13 protein-coding genes are annotated in these 16678 nt (G+C 70.4%); 4 read left to right on the top strand and 9 right to left on the bottom strand.

Annotated elements, in window-relative coordinates; genetic code table 11:
• Positions 1 to 23 precede the first annotated feature (23 nt).
• The 4 genes from dprE2 to pgfA form a co-directional block, all read right to left on the bottom strand.
• Entirely contained in the window at positions 24 to 776 is a 753-nt protein-coding gene (dprE2, locus tag NE857_RS07535; protein WP_184370200.1) for a decaprenylphospho-beta-D-erythro-pentofuranosid-2-ulose 2-reductase, read from the bottom strand.
• Between the two features lie 48 nt (positions 777 to 824).
• Positions 825 to 2183, bottom strand: coding sequence for an FAD-binding oxidoreductase (gene dprE1 / locus NE857_RS07530; protein WP_184370197.1), 1359 nt, complete (start codon positions 2181 to 2183; stop codon positions 825 to 827).
• A complete protein-coding gene (locus tag NE857_RS07525) occupies positions 2180 to 3169 on the bottom strand; it encodes a decaprenyl-phosphate phosphoribosyltransferase (RefSeq protein ID WP_254420339.1) in 990 nt (329 codons plus the stop codon). The genes dprE1 and NE857_RS07525 overlap by 4 nt, the downstream gene beginning before the upstream one ends.
• 188 nt (positions 3170 to 3357) lie before the next feature.
• Positions 3358 to 4278 carry a cell envelope lipid trafficking protein PgfA gene (gene pgfA, locus NE857_RS07520; RefSeq protein WP_254420338.1) on the bottom strand — a complete coding sequence of 307 codons (921 nt, stop codon included), beginning with the start codon at positions 4276 to 4278 and terminating at the stop codon, positions 3358 to 3360.
• Positions 4279 to 4434: 156 nt separating this feature from the next.
• Here pgfA and NE857_RS07515 point away from each other — a divergent pair, with 156 nt between their 5' ends.
• The gene (locus tag NE857_RS07515) at positions 4435 to 5796 is read left to right on the top strand and encodes an acyltransferase family protein (RefSeq protein WP_254420337.1); all 1362 of its coding nucleotides are present in this window, start codon (positions 4435 to 4437) and stop codon (positions 5794 to 5796) included.
• 40 nt (positions 5797 to 5836) lie between these two features.
• Here NE857_RS07515 and NE857_RS07510 read toward each other — a convergent pair whose 3' ends face one another.
• Positions 5837 to 7921 carry a hypothetical protein gene (locus NE857_RS07510; protein WP_254420336.1) on the bottom strand — a complete coding sequence of 695 codons (2085 nt, stop codon included), beginning with the start codon at positions 7919 to 7921 and terminating at the stop codon, positions 5837 to 5839.
• Between the two features lie 159 nt (positions 7922 to 8080).
• On the opposite strand from NE857_RS07510, the gene NE857_RS07505 reads away from it, so the two are divergent.
• The 3 genes from NE857_RS07505 to NE857_RS07495 all read left to right on the top strand — a co-directional run bounded on the left by NE857_RS07505 (position 8081) and on the right by NE857_RS07495 (position 10057).
• Positions 8081 to 8839 (top strand): class I SAM-dependent methyltransferase, encoded by a 759-nt coding sequence (locus tag NE857_RS07505; protein ID WP_344013287.1) that lies wholly within the window; start codon positions 8081 to 8083, stop codon positions 8837 to 8839.
• Complete coding sequence (locus NE857_RS07500) at positions 8836 to 9597, top strand: class I SAM-dependent methyltransferase (RefSeq protein WP_254420335.1); 762 nt, start codon at positions 8836 to 8838, stop codon at positions 9595 to 9597. Before NE857_RS07505 ends, NE857_RS07500 begins: the two co-directional genes overlap by 4 nt.
• Positions 9598 to 9754: 157 nt before the next feature.
• Positions 9755 to 10057 (top strand): hypothetical protein, encoded by a 303-nt coding sequence (locus tag NE857_RS07495; protein WP_254420334.1) that lies wholly within the window; start codon positions 9755 to 9757, stop codon positions 10055 to 10057.
• Positions 10058 to 10344: 287 nt separating this feature from the next.
• Here the strand turns inward: NE857_RS07495 and ligD are convergent, their stop codons facing one another.
• The 4 genes from ligD to NE857_RS07475 all read right to left on the bottom strand — a co-directional run bounded on the left by ligD (position 10345) and on the right by NE857_RS07475 (position 16415).
• Positions 10345 to 11262 carry a non-homologous end-joining DNA ligase gene (gene ligD, locus NE857_RS07490; RefSeq protein WP_254420333.1) on the bottom strand — a complete coding sequence of 306 codons (918 nt, stop codon included), beginning with the start codon at positions 11260 to 11262 and terminating at the stop codon, positions 10345 to 10347.
• A gap of 382 nt (positions 11263 to 11644) precedes the next feature.
• Entirely contained in the window at positions 11645 to 12589 is a 945-nt protein-coding gene (locus tag NE857_RS07485; protein WP_254420332.1) for an electron transfer flavoprotein subunit alpha/FixB family protein, read from the bottom strand.
• Between the two features lie 33 nt (positions 12590 to 12622).
• Positions 12623 to 13402 (bottom strand): electron transfer flavoprotein subunit beta/FixA family protein, encoded by a 780-nt coding sequence (locus tag NE857_RS07480; RefSeq protein WP_184370171.1) that lies wholly within the window; start codon positions 13400 to 13402, stop codon positions 12623 to 12625.
• Between the two features lie 436 nt (positions 13403 to 13838).
• Positions 13839 to 16415, bottom strand: coding sequence for a protein kinase domain-containing protein (locus tag NE857_RS07475; RefSeq protein ID WP_435873530.1), 2577 nt, complete (start codon positions 16413 to 16415; stop codon positions 13839 to 13841).
• Between the last annotated feature and the right edge of the window lie 263 nt (positions 16416 to 16678).

The following is a 16678-nucleotide window of genomic DNA, read 5'->3' as shown; positions in this document are numbered from 1 at the left end:
AGAAGCGTCACGGGGTGGCGGGGCTAGCGGCCGAGGCGGCGCCACAGGGGCCGGGGCAGCATGCGCATCCCGGCGAAGACCGGCTGGAGGACGCGCGGAGCCCAGACCGTGGTCGCTCTACCGCGCAGGCCCTTGGAGACCGCCTCGGCCACCTGGCCGGGGGTGGCCGGGAACGGGGCGGGGTCCACGTGCCGGGACATCTGGGTGGCGACGTAGCCCGGCCGGACCACCAGGACCCGGGCCCCGCTGCCGTGCAGGGAGTCGGCCAGGCCCTGGGCGAACCCGTCCAGCCCGGCCTTGGCCGAGCCGTACACGAAGTTGGCCCGGCGCACCCGGACCCCGGCCACCGACGACAGCACCACCAGGGCCCCGTGTCCCTGCTCGCGCAGGCGGGCGGCGACTGCCAGGCCCACGGACACGTGCCCGGTGTAGTTCACCGCGGCCGCGCGGGCGGCGGCGAGCGGGTCGGCCTCGTACTCGGCCTGTTCCCCCAGCACCCCGAAGGCGTCCACCACCACGTCCAGGTCGCCGACCAGCTCCACCGCGGCGGTCACCGTGGCGGCGTGGGTGCCGGAGGCCTCGGCGTCGAAGTCCAGCGAGTGGGTGGTCGCCCCGAGCGCCTTGAACACGCTCGGGGCGTCGCCCGCCCCGCCCCGGGCGGCGAGCACCACCTCGCGGGCGCCCTCACGCACCAGCCGTTCGGCGACGGCCAGTCCGATCTCGCTGCGTCCGCCGAGCAGCAGGACGGTTCGCACGCTTCCCAGCGAGTCACGCATGGCGGGGTCCTTAGGGGTTGGAGGTGTCCGGGACGGAGTCAGCGGGGGTCAGGCGAGTTCGAGGCGGCGGGCGAGGTCGGAGATCAGCACGCCGTCGGGGTCCGCACGTGCGCGCGTGGCCCGCCACGCAGCGAGTCCGGGATACATGGCGTGCACGGTCTCGGGCCGGGCCCGGCTGTCCTTGGCCAGGTAGAGGCGACCGCCCGCCTCGATCACGCGCTCGTCGAACCCGTTCAGCAACCGCGCCAGGCCGGGCAGGTCAGCGGGCAGGTCCAGGGCGAGGGTCCAACCCGGGCGCGGGAAGGACAGCGGCCCCGGGGTGGACTCGCCCATCCGTTTGAGCACGGCCAGGAACGAGGGCGCCCCAGCACGGGAGAGCCCCTCCACCACCGCCCGCAGGGTGTCCTCCGCGCCGAGGGGCACCACGAACTGGTACTGCACGAACCCGCTGCGCCCGTACACCCGGTTCCATCCGGACACCGCGTCCAGCGGGTGGAGGAAACCGCCGATCGGCTGGGCCTGGCCACGTCTGCGGTGCGGAGCGGCGTTGTAGTAGGCGGTGTTGAACGCGCCCACCGTGTACCGGTTGAGCATCCCCGACGGTACTCCGGGCGGAACCGTCATCGAGGTTGCGGTCCGATGCCGCAGGGGGTCGCGGCGCTGCGGTAGGGGCAGGTCGGTGAGCCGGGCGTGGTGGGCGCGGGTCAGTACCCCGCGGCCCAGGGAGGCACCCTTGGCGAGCAGGTCCACCCAGCAGACCGTGTACCGGTAGGCGTGGTCGGTGCGCGCCATGAGCTCCAGGGTGGAGTCCAGGTCGCGGGTGCGGTCGGTGTCCACGCGGGCGTAGGCGGTCTCCACCGGGTGCACGCCGACGGTGGCCTCGGTGATGACACCGGTCAGGCCCATCCCGCCGACGGTCGCCCAGAAGAGTTCGGTGTCGCCGTGGTCCGGGCCGAGTCGGCGCGTCCGGCCGTCGGGGGTGATCAGGGTCAGGGAGCGCACGTGGGCGCCGATGGAGGAGTCCGCGTGGTGGTTCTTGCCGTGCACGTCCGCGGCTATCGCCCCGCCCAGGGTGACGTGGCTGGTCCCGGGCGTGACGGAGACGAAGTGTCCGCGGCGCAGCAGGTGCGCGATGATCCGTTCCATGCTGGTCCCGGCGGGCGCGGTGACCTCCTGGCGTTCGGTGTCCAGGCGGGGCCGTCCGGTGAGTTCGGTGCAGTCGAGCACGAGCCCGCCCGCGGCCTGGGCGGCGTCGCCGTAGGAGCGGCCCAGACCTCGGGCGAGGACTCCGCGCGGTCCGGCCTGGGACAGTGCCTCGGCGACCTGTTCGGCGGAGCGCGGATGCGTGACGTGGGCGACGGTGGGGGCGGTGCGGCCCCAACCGCTGAGGAGGGTGCGGCGGCTCACAGGTAGATCCCCAGTCCGACCAGGAGGACGAGGGCGACGAGGACGAGCTGGAGCGGGCGGTCCCGCAGCGCGATCTCCTCGGGTTCCTCGCCCGCGCCCCGGTCCACGAGCAGGTTGTAGCGGAGGACGAACATGATGAACGGAACGATACTGGCCGCGTGGAACACCGACTGCGGACCGCCGCCCTGCTCCAGCGCCCACAGGCAGTAGGTGACGACCATGGCGCCGGAGGCCATGACGCGCATGTGCGAAAGGTAGCCGTGGGTGTAGCCGAGCAGGGCCGCGCGGGTGGGGGCAGCGGAGGGCGTCTCGGCGGTGTCCGTCGCGGTGTTGCCGGCCGCCGTCCGCAGTTCGGCCTCGCGTTTGCCCACCACCACGAGCAGCGCGGCCAGTGAGACCACGATGACGAACCACGAGGTCAGTTCCACACCTGCCGCGATCCCGCCCGCCATGGCCCGCAGGACGTGGCAGGCGGCGACCGCGACCAGGTCGCAGATGACGATGTCCTTGAGGTAGTGCGTGTACGCGAGGGTGAGCAGCACGTACCCGGTGAACAGAAGGGTGAGCCGCCAGTTGCCCAGGGCCAGCGAGGCCAGCGGGGCGGCGACCACGAAAAGCACGCCCGTGACCACGGCGAAGGGGATCGGAAGGTCGCCCGAGGCGACGGGCCGACGTCGTTTGCGGGGGTGCTCGCGGTCGCGGTGGACGTCGCGGACGTCGTTGAGCAGGTAGGTGCCGCTGGCGGCCACGCAGAACAGCGCGAAGGCGGCGGCGCACAGCAGCAGGGTGCGGGGGTCCCCGAGCACCCCGGCGGTGGCGGGGGCGGCGAACACCAGCAGGTTCTTCAGCCACTGGCGGGGGCGGCAGGCCCGTATGAGCGCGCCGCCGAGTGCACCGGACCGGAGGAGGAAGAGCCGCGGTCCCGCGGCGGCGCTCCGCCCTGGTCGGGTTTCGGTCGCGTCGGCGGGGCTGGTGGTCGGGGTCATGCGCACCCCCTCCGGGTGTGTGTCCGAGTGTGTGCGGCCGAACCGCCCCTGGGGGTGGTGGGCGGTCCGGCCGGGGTGAGCTTCTGGGTCGGGAGTGGATGGGGGAAGGTGCGGGGAAGGTACGCGGGGCGCTTCGTGTGTGCGGACTTCGTGTGTGCGGACGCCGCGCGAAGACCTTGGTGGTGGTTCTAGTTGTGGTGCTGGGGGCGGCGGCCGGTGACCAGCAGGACGACCGCGATACCGATGAGCCCGACACCCACGATCAGCGCTCCGATCGGCAGGGTGGTTTGCAGCAGCGGCAGGACCGCGCGCGCCTGCGCGGTGTTCTCGATGGCGGCGGCGCGGGTGGCGTCGTCGAACTTGAGTTCACCGCTGAGCAGGGTCAGGACCTCCTCGCCGTCAACGACGACGGCACGGTGGTGCTCCTCGCTGATGTTGATGGGAGAACCGCTGACCGGCTCGACCCAGTAGGTCCGCACGATCGAGAACATCTCGTCGCCGACCACGTCGCCCTCGCCCTCCAGTCCGGCGACCTCGCGCGGGAGCTCGCGCTCGTCGATCGCGGTCGGCTCGACGGTCTGGACGAACTTGTAGGCCTCGACGCCGTCGATCTCCTCGACGCCCTCGAACTCCATGGGGACGTTCTGCTCGACGGTGGTCTCGAAGAAGTCGTAGTCACGCTGTTCCGTGAAGAAGGGGAACTTCCAGCCCTGCCCGGTCTGGGTGACGGACTGGTCGTTGATCATGGCGTCGCAGCAGTCGACGAGCTCCCCGGTGACCCGGTCGTGTCCGGCCCGGCGGTTGGTGGAGCTGATGCCGAAGTCGGTGTCAGCGTCCTTGATCCAGGTGAACTGGTCCCACACCACCACGTCGTCGCTGCTGGAGGCCACGTCGGCCCGGATGGTCGAGTGCGCTTCCACGTCGGCGTCCTCGACGAGTTCGACGTCCTCGATGTTGAAGTAGGTGACCTCTCCGACGTTGACGGTGGGGTTGTAGTAGTCGAGCGGAGTCTTCATCAGGGAACTGGACACCCACGTACGCATCATGGGTGCCAGGGCGAGACAGAAGACCCCCAACGCGATGAGAACAACCGCAACGGTACGGCGCATGTGCCCTCCTGGGCGGATGAGAGTCAGATCTGGAACTAGGTTCAGTTCCGGGTAGAGTACTGCCCAGTAGTGAACGACGTCACCTGGGCGTGTCTGAATTTTTATAACACGTTCTAGTAGAACGCGTTTCGGTTCCCTCCCGTCCTGGAAGGCCCCATGGCGCCCATTCCCGCCGCGCCCGAGGACCCCACCTCCGGCAGCCCTCGAACATCCGCCGTCGACCGCACGCGCCTGCTTCCGCAGGTGAACGGCCGCCACTACGCCCTCGACGGGATCCGCGCCGGCGCGTGCATGCTGGTCCTGGTGGTGCACGTGTCCACCGAGACCGGTGACTCCCTCGCCCCCGGACCGGTCGGGGCACTGCTGAGCGCCGGGGCGCTCGCCGTCCCCCTGTTCTTCGCTCTCTCCGGCGTCCTGCTGTACCGCCCCTGGGCGCGCAGCACACTGGACGGTGTTCAGGGTCCGAGCGTGCGCGCCTACCTGTGGCGCCGCGTGATGCGTGTCTTCCCCGCCTACTGGGTGGTGGCCGCGGTGGCGCTGCTGCTGTGGGCCGACGACCGCCTCGGATCGGTGCGGCACTGGTTCGAGGTCATGACCCTGACCTTCCCGTTCAACACCGACCCCCACTGGGCCGGACCGGGACCCTACGGCCTCGGACAGATGTGGAGCCTGTCCGTCGAGGTCGCGTTCTACCTGTCGCTACCGCTGTTCGCCCTGGTCCTGACCCTGTGGGCACGGGGCGGAAGGACGGTGGACGCGCGCGGGCGCCGGGTCATCACCGGCCTGGTCGTCATCACCGTGCTGTCGTTCCTGGCGCTGATCCCGCAGTACTTCCCGGAGCCCCGCGAGTACATGCACTCCTGGCTGCCGCGCTGCATGGGGATGTTCGCGGTGGGCATGGCACTGGCCACGCTCTCGGAGTGGGCCTGGCGGGAGAGCGGCCCGGACGGCCCTGTGCGCCGGTTCTGCCGGACGATGGCTGCCTCACCCGGCCTGTGCTGGCTGGTGGCCGCGGCGTTCTACGTGCTGGAGGCCACCCCTGCCGCGGGCGGCCGCTTCTTCGAACCGGGCAACCTGTGGATGTCCGTCATCGAGTCGGCCACCAGCATCGGCTTCGCCTTCTTCGTGATCGCCCCGGCGGCGCTGGCCCCGCCCGCCCCGGACGGCCCGCCGCCCGCCCTGCGCACGGCGGCGGCATGGCGGAACGGCGCCTGGCTGGACGCGCTGATGCGGCACCGGGCGATGCTGTTCTTCGCCAGGATCACCTACGGGGTCTTCCTGTGGCAGTTCGTCGTCCTGTACCTGTGGCGCGACTTCACCGGGCAGGAGATCTTCACCGGGTCGTTCCTGCTGGACGTCGTGCCGGTGACGATCGGCAGCATCCTGCTGGCCATGGTCACCTTCCGCTGGGTGGAGGAGCCCTCTCGCAAGTGGTCGCGCAAGTTCTTCGTCTCCGGCGGCCGGGACAAAAACCTGGACAAGGGTGAGAACCAGAGCAGGGCTCCGGCCGAACGCTGACCTCCCCCGTGCGGCGGGCGACCGCGGCACGGGGTCGGACTCACTGGTCCCCGTCGACCTCCGCGGCTCGCTCGCCGATGTCCTCGGCGTCCTCGGTGTCCTCCCCGGTACCTTCGATGTCCTCCTCGTCGGGCTCCTCCGCCTCCCCAACCTCGCTCGCCGGCATCAGCGGCCCCAGGGAAGCCCAGGTCACGCAGGTCTTGGCCGCATCGGTGAACAGGGTGAACGTAGCGTGGCGCTCTTCGACCGGCACGTACCAGAAACCGCCGTCGGGTGCGGCCGGGAGCTCGGTCCGGACCTCCTCGCCACCGACCACCACCACCAGGTCAGCCCTCTCCTGCGAGACGTACCCGATCGCGGCGACCTGCTCGATGCCACCGACCTCGAACACCGGCCAGGACATCAGCCCGTCCCAGCTGTCCATGCAGTCCTCGTCCGCTGCGGGGACGAAGGCGTTGAACTGGGCGGGCGGTGCCGCCTCCACGAGGTTCCCCTCGTCGTCGAACACGTGAGCACTCGGCGCCTCCCGGGGAACGGCGATGCGCTCGGCCAGGTCGCCGTCGGCCAACGGAGGCAGCACGTAGGAACTCAGCCGCCGTGGCCCGTTCCACTCGATGACGACGTCGGTGGGCACCGGGCGGCTGTACAGCCCGGCGTCCTCCGGGACGTCCTCCAGCGACGCCCGCACATTGGCCAGGTACAGGTGCAGCCGGTCGCCGCTGAGGGTCTGGGCGTAGGTGTGGGTGGAGTAGCCGGCCGCACCCGCGTAGGCGACCGTCCCGGCGACCACGACGGCCGCGGCGCTCCTGGACAGGTGCTGGATCTGGACCCGGTTCCCCTTCCGCCGCCCCTCCCCCGCGTTGCTCACGTGGTCTCGGGCCCGTTCCTCACGGGTGGCCAGGAAGGCCAGCGCCAGCACCAGGGCGAAGATCAGCGCGGCGTCCGCGACATAGCGCGGGTCGGCGCCGATCCCACCGTGGGCCTGACCGCGGGCGATGATGGTCGGAATGGCGTCGACGAACACCAGGTAGCCGAGCAGCAGCGCCCAGGCCCGCCAGGAGTCGCGGCGCAGGCGCAGGCTCGCGAGGACGATCGTGATGAGCACGGCCCACGCGCCGAGCACCACCGCACCCGCCGGTTCGACCAGGCCGCCCGCCGGGGTGACCGGCCCCCACTCGAGGGGACCGCCCACGGCGCCGGTGGGGAAGACCTGCCCGAGCATCCGCCGAACCATCTCCACGGACGGCTCCCAGACCGGGATCCCGGCTCCCTCCGTACCGTCGCTCGCGCCCTGCCGCACCAGGTAGAGCACCAGGTAACCGAGGGTGGCCGCGATCTGCACGGACCAGAACGTCCGGTGCCGCCAGAGGGCGTACCGGGCCGCGCCGAACAGGCTGCCGGGGTACAGGAAGGCGATCGCGAACACGAACATCAGCGACGGCAGGAACAGCGCCTTGACCGAGAACAGCATGCCGAACGCGACCGCGGCCCCGGCCCACCAGGCGAAGATCGGCAGGTCGGTGCGCAGGTAGCGGACGGTCCACAGCAGTGCCAGCACGATCGCCAGCTGGAAGGGGACGGCGTTGAGCGCGGCGGCCCACCAGCCCAGGACCGGGATCGTCAGCGGGGCCAGCGCGTACACCGTCAGGGGAACGAGGATCGCCCAGCGACGGCCGAAGAGCTCCCACAGCAGCCGGAAGAACGCCAGCACCGCGACGCCCTGGAGCACGAGCATCGTGCCGGCGGAGGTCACCCAGTCGTAGGGCAGGAAGGCGGTCTGGAGGTAGACCAGGAACATCGCGCCCGGCATGAAGTGGCCCTTGTGCAGGTCCAGCAGGTACTCGGGGGTGAGGTCGCTGGCGTGCGCGGCCGCGAAGAACAGGTAGTCGTCCTCGACGAAGTACGACTCGCTCAGGACGTAGGCCTTGAGCAGGAGCGCGGCGAGCACCACCAGCAGCCCCGTCTGGAGGACGCGGTCGTGCCCGAGTCCGCGCAGGGACCTGAGGGAGGAGCGCAGGATGTCGCCGTAGGTGGGGCCCTGGTCGTCCGGCTCCTCGACCGCCCGACGTACGCTGGGAGCCGCCCCGCCGTCCGCGTCTCGCGCAGTGGGGGAATCAGGCGACATGGGTACTCTCCCCGCCGTAGGTTGGCCAACCCGGAAAATGGGTGCCAGAATACAACACGTTCCACTTTATTCCTTGACCGTTGCCGCAGGTCCTGATGGCCAGCGCACCCAGAACAGGAACAAGCTCCAGTCAGAGCTGTTCGGAGTGGTGGGCAACGGGTGGTCACAAGCATTGTGGGGGTGATGTCGGTGGGGCTCGAACAAGTCCGCCGCGACTGGACCCGACTGGGTTCCACCGAGCCGCTGTGGGCGGTCTGCGTGGATCCGGCCAAGCGTGACGGCGGGTGGGACGACGACGAGTTCCTCGCCTCCGGCCGCTCGGACATCGCCCCGGCCATCGCTCGCCTGGACGAGCTCGGCCTCGCGCCCCGGCGCGGCCGCGTCCTGGACTTCGGCTGCGGTGCCGGGCGGCTCTCCAACGCCCTGGCCGCGCACTTCGACCGGGTGGTGGGCGTGGACATCTCCGCGCCCATGCTCGAGGAGGCACGCCGCCTGGACCGCTCCGAGGGGCGGATCGACTTCGTCCTGAACGAGCGCCCGGACCTGTCGATGTTCGAGGCCGACTCCTTCGACCTGGTCTACACCGACCTCGTCCTCCAGCACCTGCCCACCGACCTCGCCGAGGGCTACCTGCGCGATTTCGCCCGCGTCGTGCGGCCCGGCGGCGCCCTGGTGGTCGGTGTGCCCGAGTCCGAGCGGCGGACCTTCAAGGGTCTGGTGTTCAAGTACGCGCCCTGGCCCCTGGTCGCCCTCGCCCAGCGGGTGATCCTGCGCTACCCGGCACCGATGCGGATGCACACCCTGCGCACCGAGCGCGTCGCCGAGCTCCTCCCCGAGGCCCGGATCACCGCCTCCGACGAGTACTGGGGCGGCGACCACTGGCGGCACCTGCGGCACTACATCGAGGTGCGGACATGACTTCCACCGAGATCCGACCGGACGGGACCGTGCCGTTCCGGGCGACCCTCGCCCGCTCCGTGGGGCTGTTCTCGGCCTTCCGCAAGGAGCAGACCGACCCGGCGTTCTTCTACGGCGAGCTGGCCCGCGACACCGTCGACCAGCTGCGCTCCTACACGCCCCTGGACGGAAAACTGGTCGTGGACGTGGGCGGCGGTCCGGGCTACTTCGCCGACGCCCTGCGCGCCTCCGGAGCCCGCTGCCTGTGCGTGGACTCGGACGCGCACGAGATGACCCTGCACGGCCGCGAGGCCGACGCCAACGCCGTCCAGGGCAGCGCCCTCGACCTCCCCCTGCGCACCGGGACCGTGGACGTGTGCTTCTCCTCCAATGTCCTGGAGCACGTGCCCGACCGGACCCGCATGGCCGACGAGATGGTCCGGGTGACCCGCCCGGGCGGGCTCGTCTACCTCTCCTACACCCTCTGGCTCTCCCCCTGGGGCGGCCACGAGACCTCTCCCTGGCACTACCTGGGCGGTGCCTACGCGGCCGAGCGGTTCACCCGCAGGAACGGGCGCCGACCCAAGAACGACTTCGGCCGCACCATGTACGCCGCCCACGCCGGGGAAATGATCCGCTGGGTCCGCGCGCGGACCGACGTCGACGTCGTCGACCTGCGGCCCCGCTACCTGCCCACCTGGATGAAGCCCGTCGTCCACGTGCCCCTGCTGCGCGAGATCGTCACCTGGAACCTCCTGATCGTCCTCCGCAAACGCTGACCGGACAGGTCCCGTCAAGTTCTCGCGCCCGGCTACCCGCCACCGGGCTGCGCGCCGTGGCACCGGTGTCCGACCCGGGCCGCGGAGCCGAGGGCTGAGCAGTACCCACCTCACGAATCCCCCTGCCCGCCAACCCCTTTCGTTCTACGGTGGCCGCATGGCCGCATCTGAGTACGTCCCCACCGCCACCGAAGTGATCGCGGCGTGGATCCCCCACGACGCCCGCTGGGAACAACAGGCCCGGGCAGCGGCCCGCCTCGGCACCACCCCCCTGCGCGAGTACGTGACCGGCCTCATCGCCGACTACCGCGACGGCGACCAGGAACTCACCGACGAGTTCGACCGCCAATCCATTGACGCCGTCGTGCAGGACCTCAACGAGGGAGCCGGAATGCGCTTCGTCCGCTGGGACGCAGTCCACGACGCGATGCTCGTCCCCGACCGCTCAGGTCTCTGGTAACCCCGGCGCCAAACCCCAAAAACGCGGGGACCACCAAGGACCACTAGAAACCATCAAGAGCCATCAAGCCGCACCAAGCCGCGACGGCGACGACCTTGACGCGCGCAGCGCAGACGGCAACCATCGAGCGGCGGGAAACGGGGGAACCCGAGGAACCGCACACAACGCAGGAAGCCTTTCGGGGCCCGGCTCCCTCCACCACCCCGACCACACCTCCCCCGCCGAGTAACCGGAGGGAATCTCACCCCCGGCCCGCACAGATCCGTACGTGACAGTCTCGCTCTCCCCTACTTCCCCTTCTCGGGGCGGGGTTGGGGGACCACGCCGCCCTCTCTGTCGTCCAGGAGAGAGAGCGCGCGGCGCGGGGATCTGGCGTGTCTGCGCATTCCGGCGAACGGGCACTCGTCCCGTTCCAGGCCGATGCCGAAGTCCTGGGAGGAGGTGAGCTGGTCCAGTTCCTCCCAGGTCACCGGGGTGGCCACCGGGGCTCCGGGTCTGGCTCGGACCGAGTAGGGCGCGACAGCGAGTTGGGCGGGGCCGTTGCGCAGGTAGTCCACGAACATTCGGCCGTGGCGGGCGGCCTTGCGCACTCGGGTGGTCCACTCGTCGGGGGCGCGGGCGGCCACGCGGTCGGCGACGGCCTTGGCGAGCCTTCGCACGTCCTGGTCGTCCACCTCCGGTCGGAGCGGCGAGTGGATGTGCAGGCCGCGGGAACCGGTGGTCATCACGTACGCGGCCAGGCCGAGCTCGCCCAGGACCTCGCGTACGTTCCAGGCCGCGTCACGGCAGGAGTCGAAGGAGTCCTCCCCCGAGTCCACCGGGTCCAGGTCCAGCACCATCCGGTCCGGCAGCCCCAGGCGCGGGGTGCGCGAGGACCAGGTGTGCAGGGTGATGGCGTCCTGGTCAGCGCACCACACCAGGGCGGCCGCCTCCTGGCACTCCATCATCCGTCCCGAGGAGGTCCACACCGTGCGGATCCACTTGGGGTGCGACGGGTGCTGGACCAGGAACCCCGGGGAGCCGATGCCCTCCACGTAGCGCTCCAGTGCCACCGGACGCCCCCGGACCAGCGGCAGCATCAGGGGCGCGATCCTCGCGTAGTAGTCGGCCAGATCGGCCTTGGTCGCCCCGCCGGGCCCGAAGAGGGACTTGTCGGCGTGCCTGACCTCCACCTTGCGCCGCCCCGCCCGCACCGTCGTCCGCATCAACCGAACCTCCTCCGGTCTGGGTCTTCGTGCGCCGGACCTACCCGGACGCATCCCCCGAAAACCACACCGAACCTTTCATATAGGGCAAATCACCTGCCCTGATGCCCCACGAGCCTTCCCCGGCCACCCACCCGCCCGCATCCAGCACTCCTGGAAAAGCACGAACCGAAAGCGCCAGGGCTTCGCCCGGCACACTGAAGACGAGTTCGACATGAATGTCATGGCCAGCGCACACGGAAGTCTGTCGATCAACGTCTCCTCCCCCTGCATCTGGCCCGAAGGCAGTTGCAGGGCCTGAGACAGCCGCACACCGAAAAGCCAACGCCCGACCGGAGTCTCCTCCGGTCGGGCGTTGGCTTGGATACGCGAAGCGCTCGTACTACTTGCGCTTGTTGATCTCCTCGGTCAGCTGCGGGGCGACCGTGTGCAGGTCACCCACGACGCCGAAGTCGGCGAGCTCGAAGATCGGCGCCTCGGGGTCCTTGTTGACCGCGATGATGTTCTTCGAGGTCTGCATACCCGCCCGGTGCTGGATCGCGCCGGAGATGCCCAGGGCGATGTACAGGTTCGGGCTGACCGTCTTACCGGTCTGGCCGACCTGGAACTGGTTCGGGTACCAGCCGGAGTCGACGACGGCGCGCGAGGCACCGACGGCGGCGCCGAGGGAGTCGGCCAGGTTCTCGACGACGGCGAAGTCGTCGGAGCCCACGCCGCGGCCACCGGAGACCACGATGGCGGCCTCGGTGAGCTCGGGGCGCTCGCCCTTCTCCTGGACGACGCGCTCGACGACCTTGGCGGTCTTGGCGGCGTCGGAGATCTCGACCGAGACGGCCTCCTCGGCGGCGGCGCCGGCGGCGGCCTCCGGGACGACGGAGTTCGGGCGAACCGCGATGACCGGCACACCGGTGCGCACGCGGGCGTGGGTGACGGTGGCGCCACCGAAGATGCTGTGCTCGGTGACGAGCTCGGCGTTGACGTCGACGACGTCGGTGAGCACACCGGAGCCCAGCTTCACGGCGGTGCGGCCGGCGATCTCCTTGTTCTCGGCGGTGGCCGAGACGAGGATGGCGGCGGCGCCCTTGTCCTGGGCGAGCTTGGTGAGCAGCTCGGCCTTGGGGGCGACGACGTAGTCGTTCACCTCGGCCGGAGCCACGTAGACCTTCTCGGCGCCGAACTCGGCCAGCGCGGCCTTGCCCGACTCCACACCTTCGCCGACCCACACCGCGGCGGGCTCGCCGATGCGGCGCGCAGCGGTCAGCAGCTCGGTGGTGACCTTCTTGACCTGTCCGTCGACGTGGTCGACGAGGACGAGGACCTCAGCCATAATCCTTGAACCTTCCTGAGTCTCTCGCCTGACCTACACGAACTTCTTCTCGGCGAGGAAGTCGGCGGCCTTGGTGCCGCCGTCGCCCTCGTCCTTGACGATCGTGCCCGCGGCGCGCGGCGGCGCGGCGGCGAAGTCGACGGTCTCGGTGGTGGCGTTGGCCAGACCGACCTTGCCGGTGTCGATGCCCGCGTCGGCCGCGGACTTCTTGTCGACCGGCTTCTTCTTCGCCTGCATGATCAGCTTGAAGGACGGGTAGCGCGGCTCGTTGATCTTCTCCACGACGGAGACGACCGCCGGGAGCTGAGCCTCGACCACGTCGTAACCGTAGTCGGTCTGACGCTGGATCTTGATGGCGCTGCCGTCGACGTCGACCTTGCCGGCCAGCGTGAGCTGGGGCAGGCCGAGGTACTCGGCGAGCGCGGCACCCATGACACCGGTGCGGGCGTCGGTGGACTCCGAGCCGAGGACGACCAGGTCGAACTCGAGCGTGCCCAGGGCCTGCGCGAGCGCGTAGGCGGACTGGACGGCGTCGGAGCCGTGCAGCGCGTCGTCGTTGACGAAGACGGCCTTGTCGGCACCCATGGACAGGGCCTTGCGGATCGAGTCCGTGGCCTGGTCCGGGCCCATCGTCAGGATGGTGACCTCGCCGCCGTGCTTCTCCTTGAGAAGGAGCGCCTCTTCGATGGCGTACTCGCAGAGCTCGTTGATGACGCCGTCGGACGCTGCGCGGTCCAGCGTCTTGTCATCGGCGTTGAGCTTCCGTTCGGTCGCCGTGTCCGGGACCTGCTTGACCAAAACGACAATATTCATGGCCGGTGGCCGACCTCCCTGCACTCCCATAGCCGCCGTCAGGCGGGTGGGCGCTGGCGCGCCCCGTTACTGCCAACAATGCCGAATGCCGTTCGGCCATCCGACGGCGGGTCCGGTGTACACGTCTACAGCCGCCCCGCTCATGTGCTCATAACACTTATGTTACTCACAAGTAGCTTGAAGGCCAACCCGCGCCCCCACATTCAACTTAGGAAACCCTAACCAAAACGTGCTCGGCGGCCGTCGCCGGGCCGCCGCTACGGCGACAACCAGGTACTACCAGCCGTCGACCGGCCGGGGCGCGGTGCCCCCGCCTCCCACTTTAGTGACAGGACACACGCCGTTCGCTGGCGCACCGCCCCAAACGCCGGACGCTCCCCCTCCCGGCGGGAGAAGGAGCGTCCGCGCAGCTCGCGCCCGGTGGCCGAGTACCTGCCTAGTTGTTGAGCCAGTCCGACGGGCCGCCGGGCCCGCCCGTGGTCCAGATCGGCGCCGAGGTGAGACCCGTCGACAGGATCAGCATCATGAACAGGATGACGGCGATCACCACGCCCGCGTACACGTACAGGTTGGTGAACTTGATCCGCTCCACCATCCAGACCGCCTGGTGACGAGCCTCACGCCCGCTGGGCATGATGTAGCTCAGCAGGATCATCACGAACACCGCGAAGGCAGCCGTGTAGTTGGCGCCCTCCCCCGGCGCGTCCACGATCGTCGCGTAGACCATCCCGATGAGGATGCCGCCCAGCAGGTAGATCAGTCCGAACCCGACCGTGCGCAGCGCCATCCGGCCGAAGGCCCAGGGGAAGCTGAGCACCACCACCATGTTGTCGGAGCTCTTCGGGCCCCGCGTCTGGAGGCGTCGCGCGTGCTCGGACTTGACCACGTCCAGCGCGCTCAGGCCGGCGATGACGACGATGCCGAGGAAGATACCGATCCACGGGAACCACAGGGCCACACCGGCCAGGGCGAGCATGATCGGGATGAGCACCAGCGGGTGCATCCGCCAGTACTCGTCGTAGTACTCGTCGTCCTCGTACTCGTCGTACTCGCCGCCGTGGCCGTCGCCGCGGAAGTAGTCGCCGAACTTGTCGGTACTACCGCGCCTGAAGCGTCCGAGCAGGCCGCCGCGCTCCTGGTAGTCGTCCTCGTCGAACTCCTGCGTGTTGTTCGACCGGTTGTCCCGGCCGACCGGGGTCAGGATGTCCTGGAAGGCGTTCGGGTCCAGCGGGGAGTTGAAGAACTGGGTGTGCGCGGGGCCCTCCGGCTCACCCTGGTCGCGCTGGTGGCGTCCGGTCTCGGCGGGTCCCATCATCATGGTCCCGGCCGGGTCCTGCCGGGCCAGGTCGCCCGGGTTGATCCGCTGGGTACCCCGCACGTCGTCCTGGACGGGCTGGATCCGCTGAGTGCCCTGGGGGTCGTCGAGGTCGCTCGGGGAGCCGGGGGTGATCCGCTCGGTCCCGGCCATGTTGGACAGGTCGTCGGTGGCCTCGTCGTCGTGGCCCCAGCCGGTGGCGCGCCCGCCGCTCAGGTCATCGGTGGCCTCGTCGTCCTGACCCCAGCCGGTGGCCCGACCGCCGCCGGTGACGTTCGCGCCGCCCGAGGGCTGGCCGTATCCGGTGGAACGCGCTCCGCTGAGGTCGTCCGTGGCGTCCTCGTCGGCGGATCCCCAGCCGGTGGCGCGCCCGCCGCTCAGGTCATCGGTGGCCTCGTCGTCCTGCCCCCAGCCCGAGCCGGTGCCGGCGGGCCGCCCGCCGCTGAGATCGTTCGTGGCCTCGTCGTCGGCCGAGCCCCAGCCCGAGCCGGTGCCGGCGGGCCGCCCGCCGCTCAGGTCATCGGTGGCCTCGTCGTCGGCCGAACCCCAGCCACCGGACCGGGCGTGGCTGGTGTGCCCCCCGGACTGGGTGTGACTGGTTTGGGGAGCCGAGGGGCTGCCCCAGGCGCTCGAGGTGTTGGGCACGCCGCCACGCGTGTGCGCGGGACCCCAGCCTTCGGAGGCCCTGCCCGCGAGGTAGCCCCCCGCACCGCCGAGCACGGCGCCCGCGGCACCCGCCGCGGCGGCTCCGCCCCGACCGGGGCCGCCGCCGCGGCCGCCCGAGGCGGCGGGGCTCTGAGTCGGAGCGGGGGCCTGCATGGTGTGCTTGCCGGTCTCCCCGGTGGACGGCGGCGTGCCGGGGGTCTCGGTCCAGGGCAGGTCGAGGTTGAGGCGTCCGGTCTCGACCATCAGCTCCGCGGCGGTCGGACGGGCCGACATGTCCCGGGAGACGGCGCGGTTGACGAGCGGGCGCAGGGCCTCGTGCATCCCGTCCATGTCGATCTCGCCGTTGAGGATCCGGAAGAAGATGACCTCGAACGAACCGGCCCCGTAGGGCGGGCGCCCGGTCGAGGCGAAGGCGACGGTGCCGCCCCAGGCGTGCACGTCGGTGGCCGGGCCCAGGTCCGTGCCCTCGATGACCTCCGGGGACAGGTAGCTGGGCGTGCCGACGAACGTGCCGGTCTGGGTCAGCTTGGCGCCGTCCACGGCGTGCGCGATGCCGAAGTCGATGACGATCGGCTCGCCGTTGGAGATGATCACGTTGCCGGGCTTGAGGTCGCGGTGGATCACCTCTACCGCGTGGATGTCCTTGATCGCTCGGGCCATACCGGTGACGAAGCGGGTCAGAGCGCGGCCGCGCAGGGGTCCGTGGTCGGTGACGGTGGCGTCCAGGGTGGGCCCGGGGATGTACTCGGTGACCACCCAGGGCAGCTCGGCCTGGGTGTCCGCGTCGATGACCTCGGCCACGTTGGGGCTCTGCACACGGCGCATCGTCTCGACCTCGCGGGCGAGCCGGGCGCGTGCGATGTGGTCTCCGGCGACCTCGGGCTTGAGGACCTTCACCGCGACGAACTGTTCGGTCCGGGGGTCCTCGGCCTGGTACACCACGCCCATCCCGCCGGCACCGATGCGACGACGGATCACGTAGTGGCCGATGCGCTCCGGCAGCTCTTCACCCGTGGGGAAACCTGCCGACATTGCCATCGAGAACTCATCCCCTCAAAAGACCACATACCACCACGTCCAGCTTATCGGCCGGGGGATGGGTCAACATTGGCTTGTGTGGCCCCTCCGAGGGGCCCGTGTGGTCTGTTCGGTCCCGCCGGAGAGAGTGGGCGCGACGCACGCCACCGGGGGCTCCGAGCGAACCGTCCGTTCTCGGACGACCAGTGTCGAGTATGACGGAAAAACCGCGCGAGCGGTTCCCCGCTCCTCGTCCTGGCTGGCCGGTTCCGGACGTC

This window comes from Nocardiopsis exhalans (genome assembly GCF_024134545.1).
Taxonomy (GTDB): domain Bacteria; phylum Actinomycetota; class Actinomycetes; order Streptosporangiales; family Streptosporangiaceae; genus Nocardiopsis; species Nocardiopsis exhalans.
The sequence above is the reverse complement of the archived record's forward strand: the minus strand, read 5'-3'. Positions and strand labels throughout refer to the sequence as shown.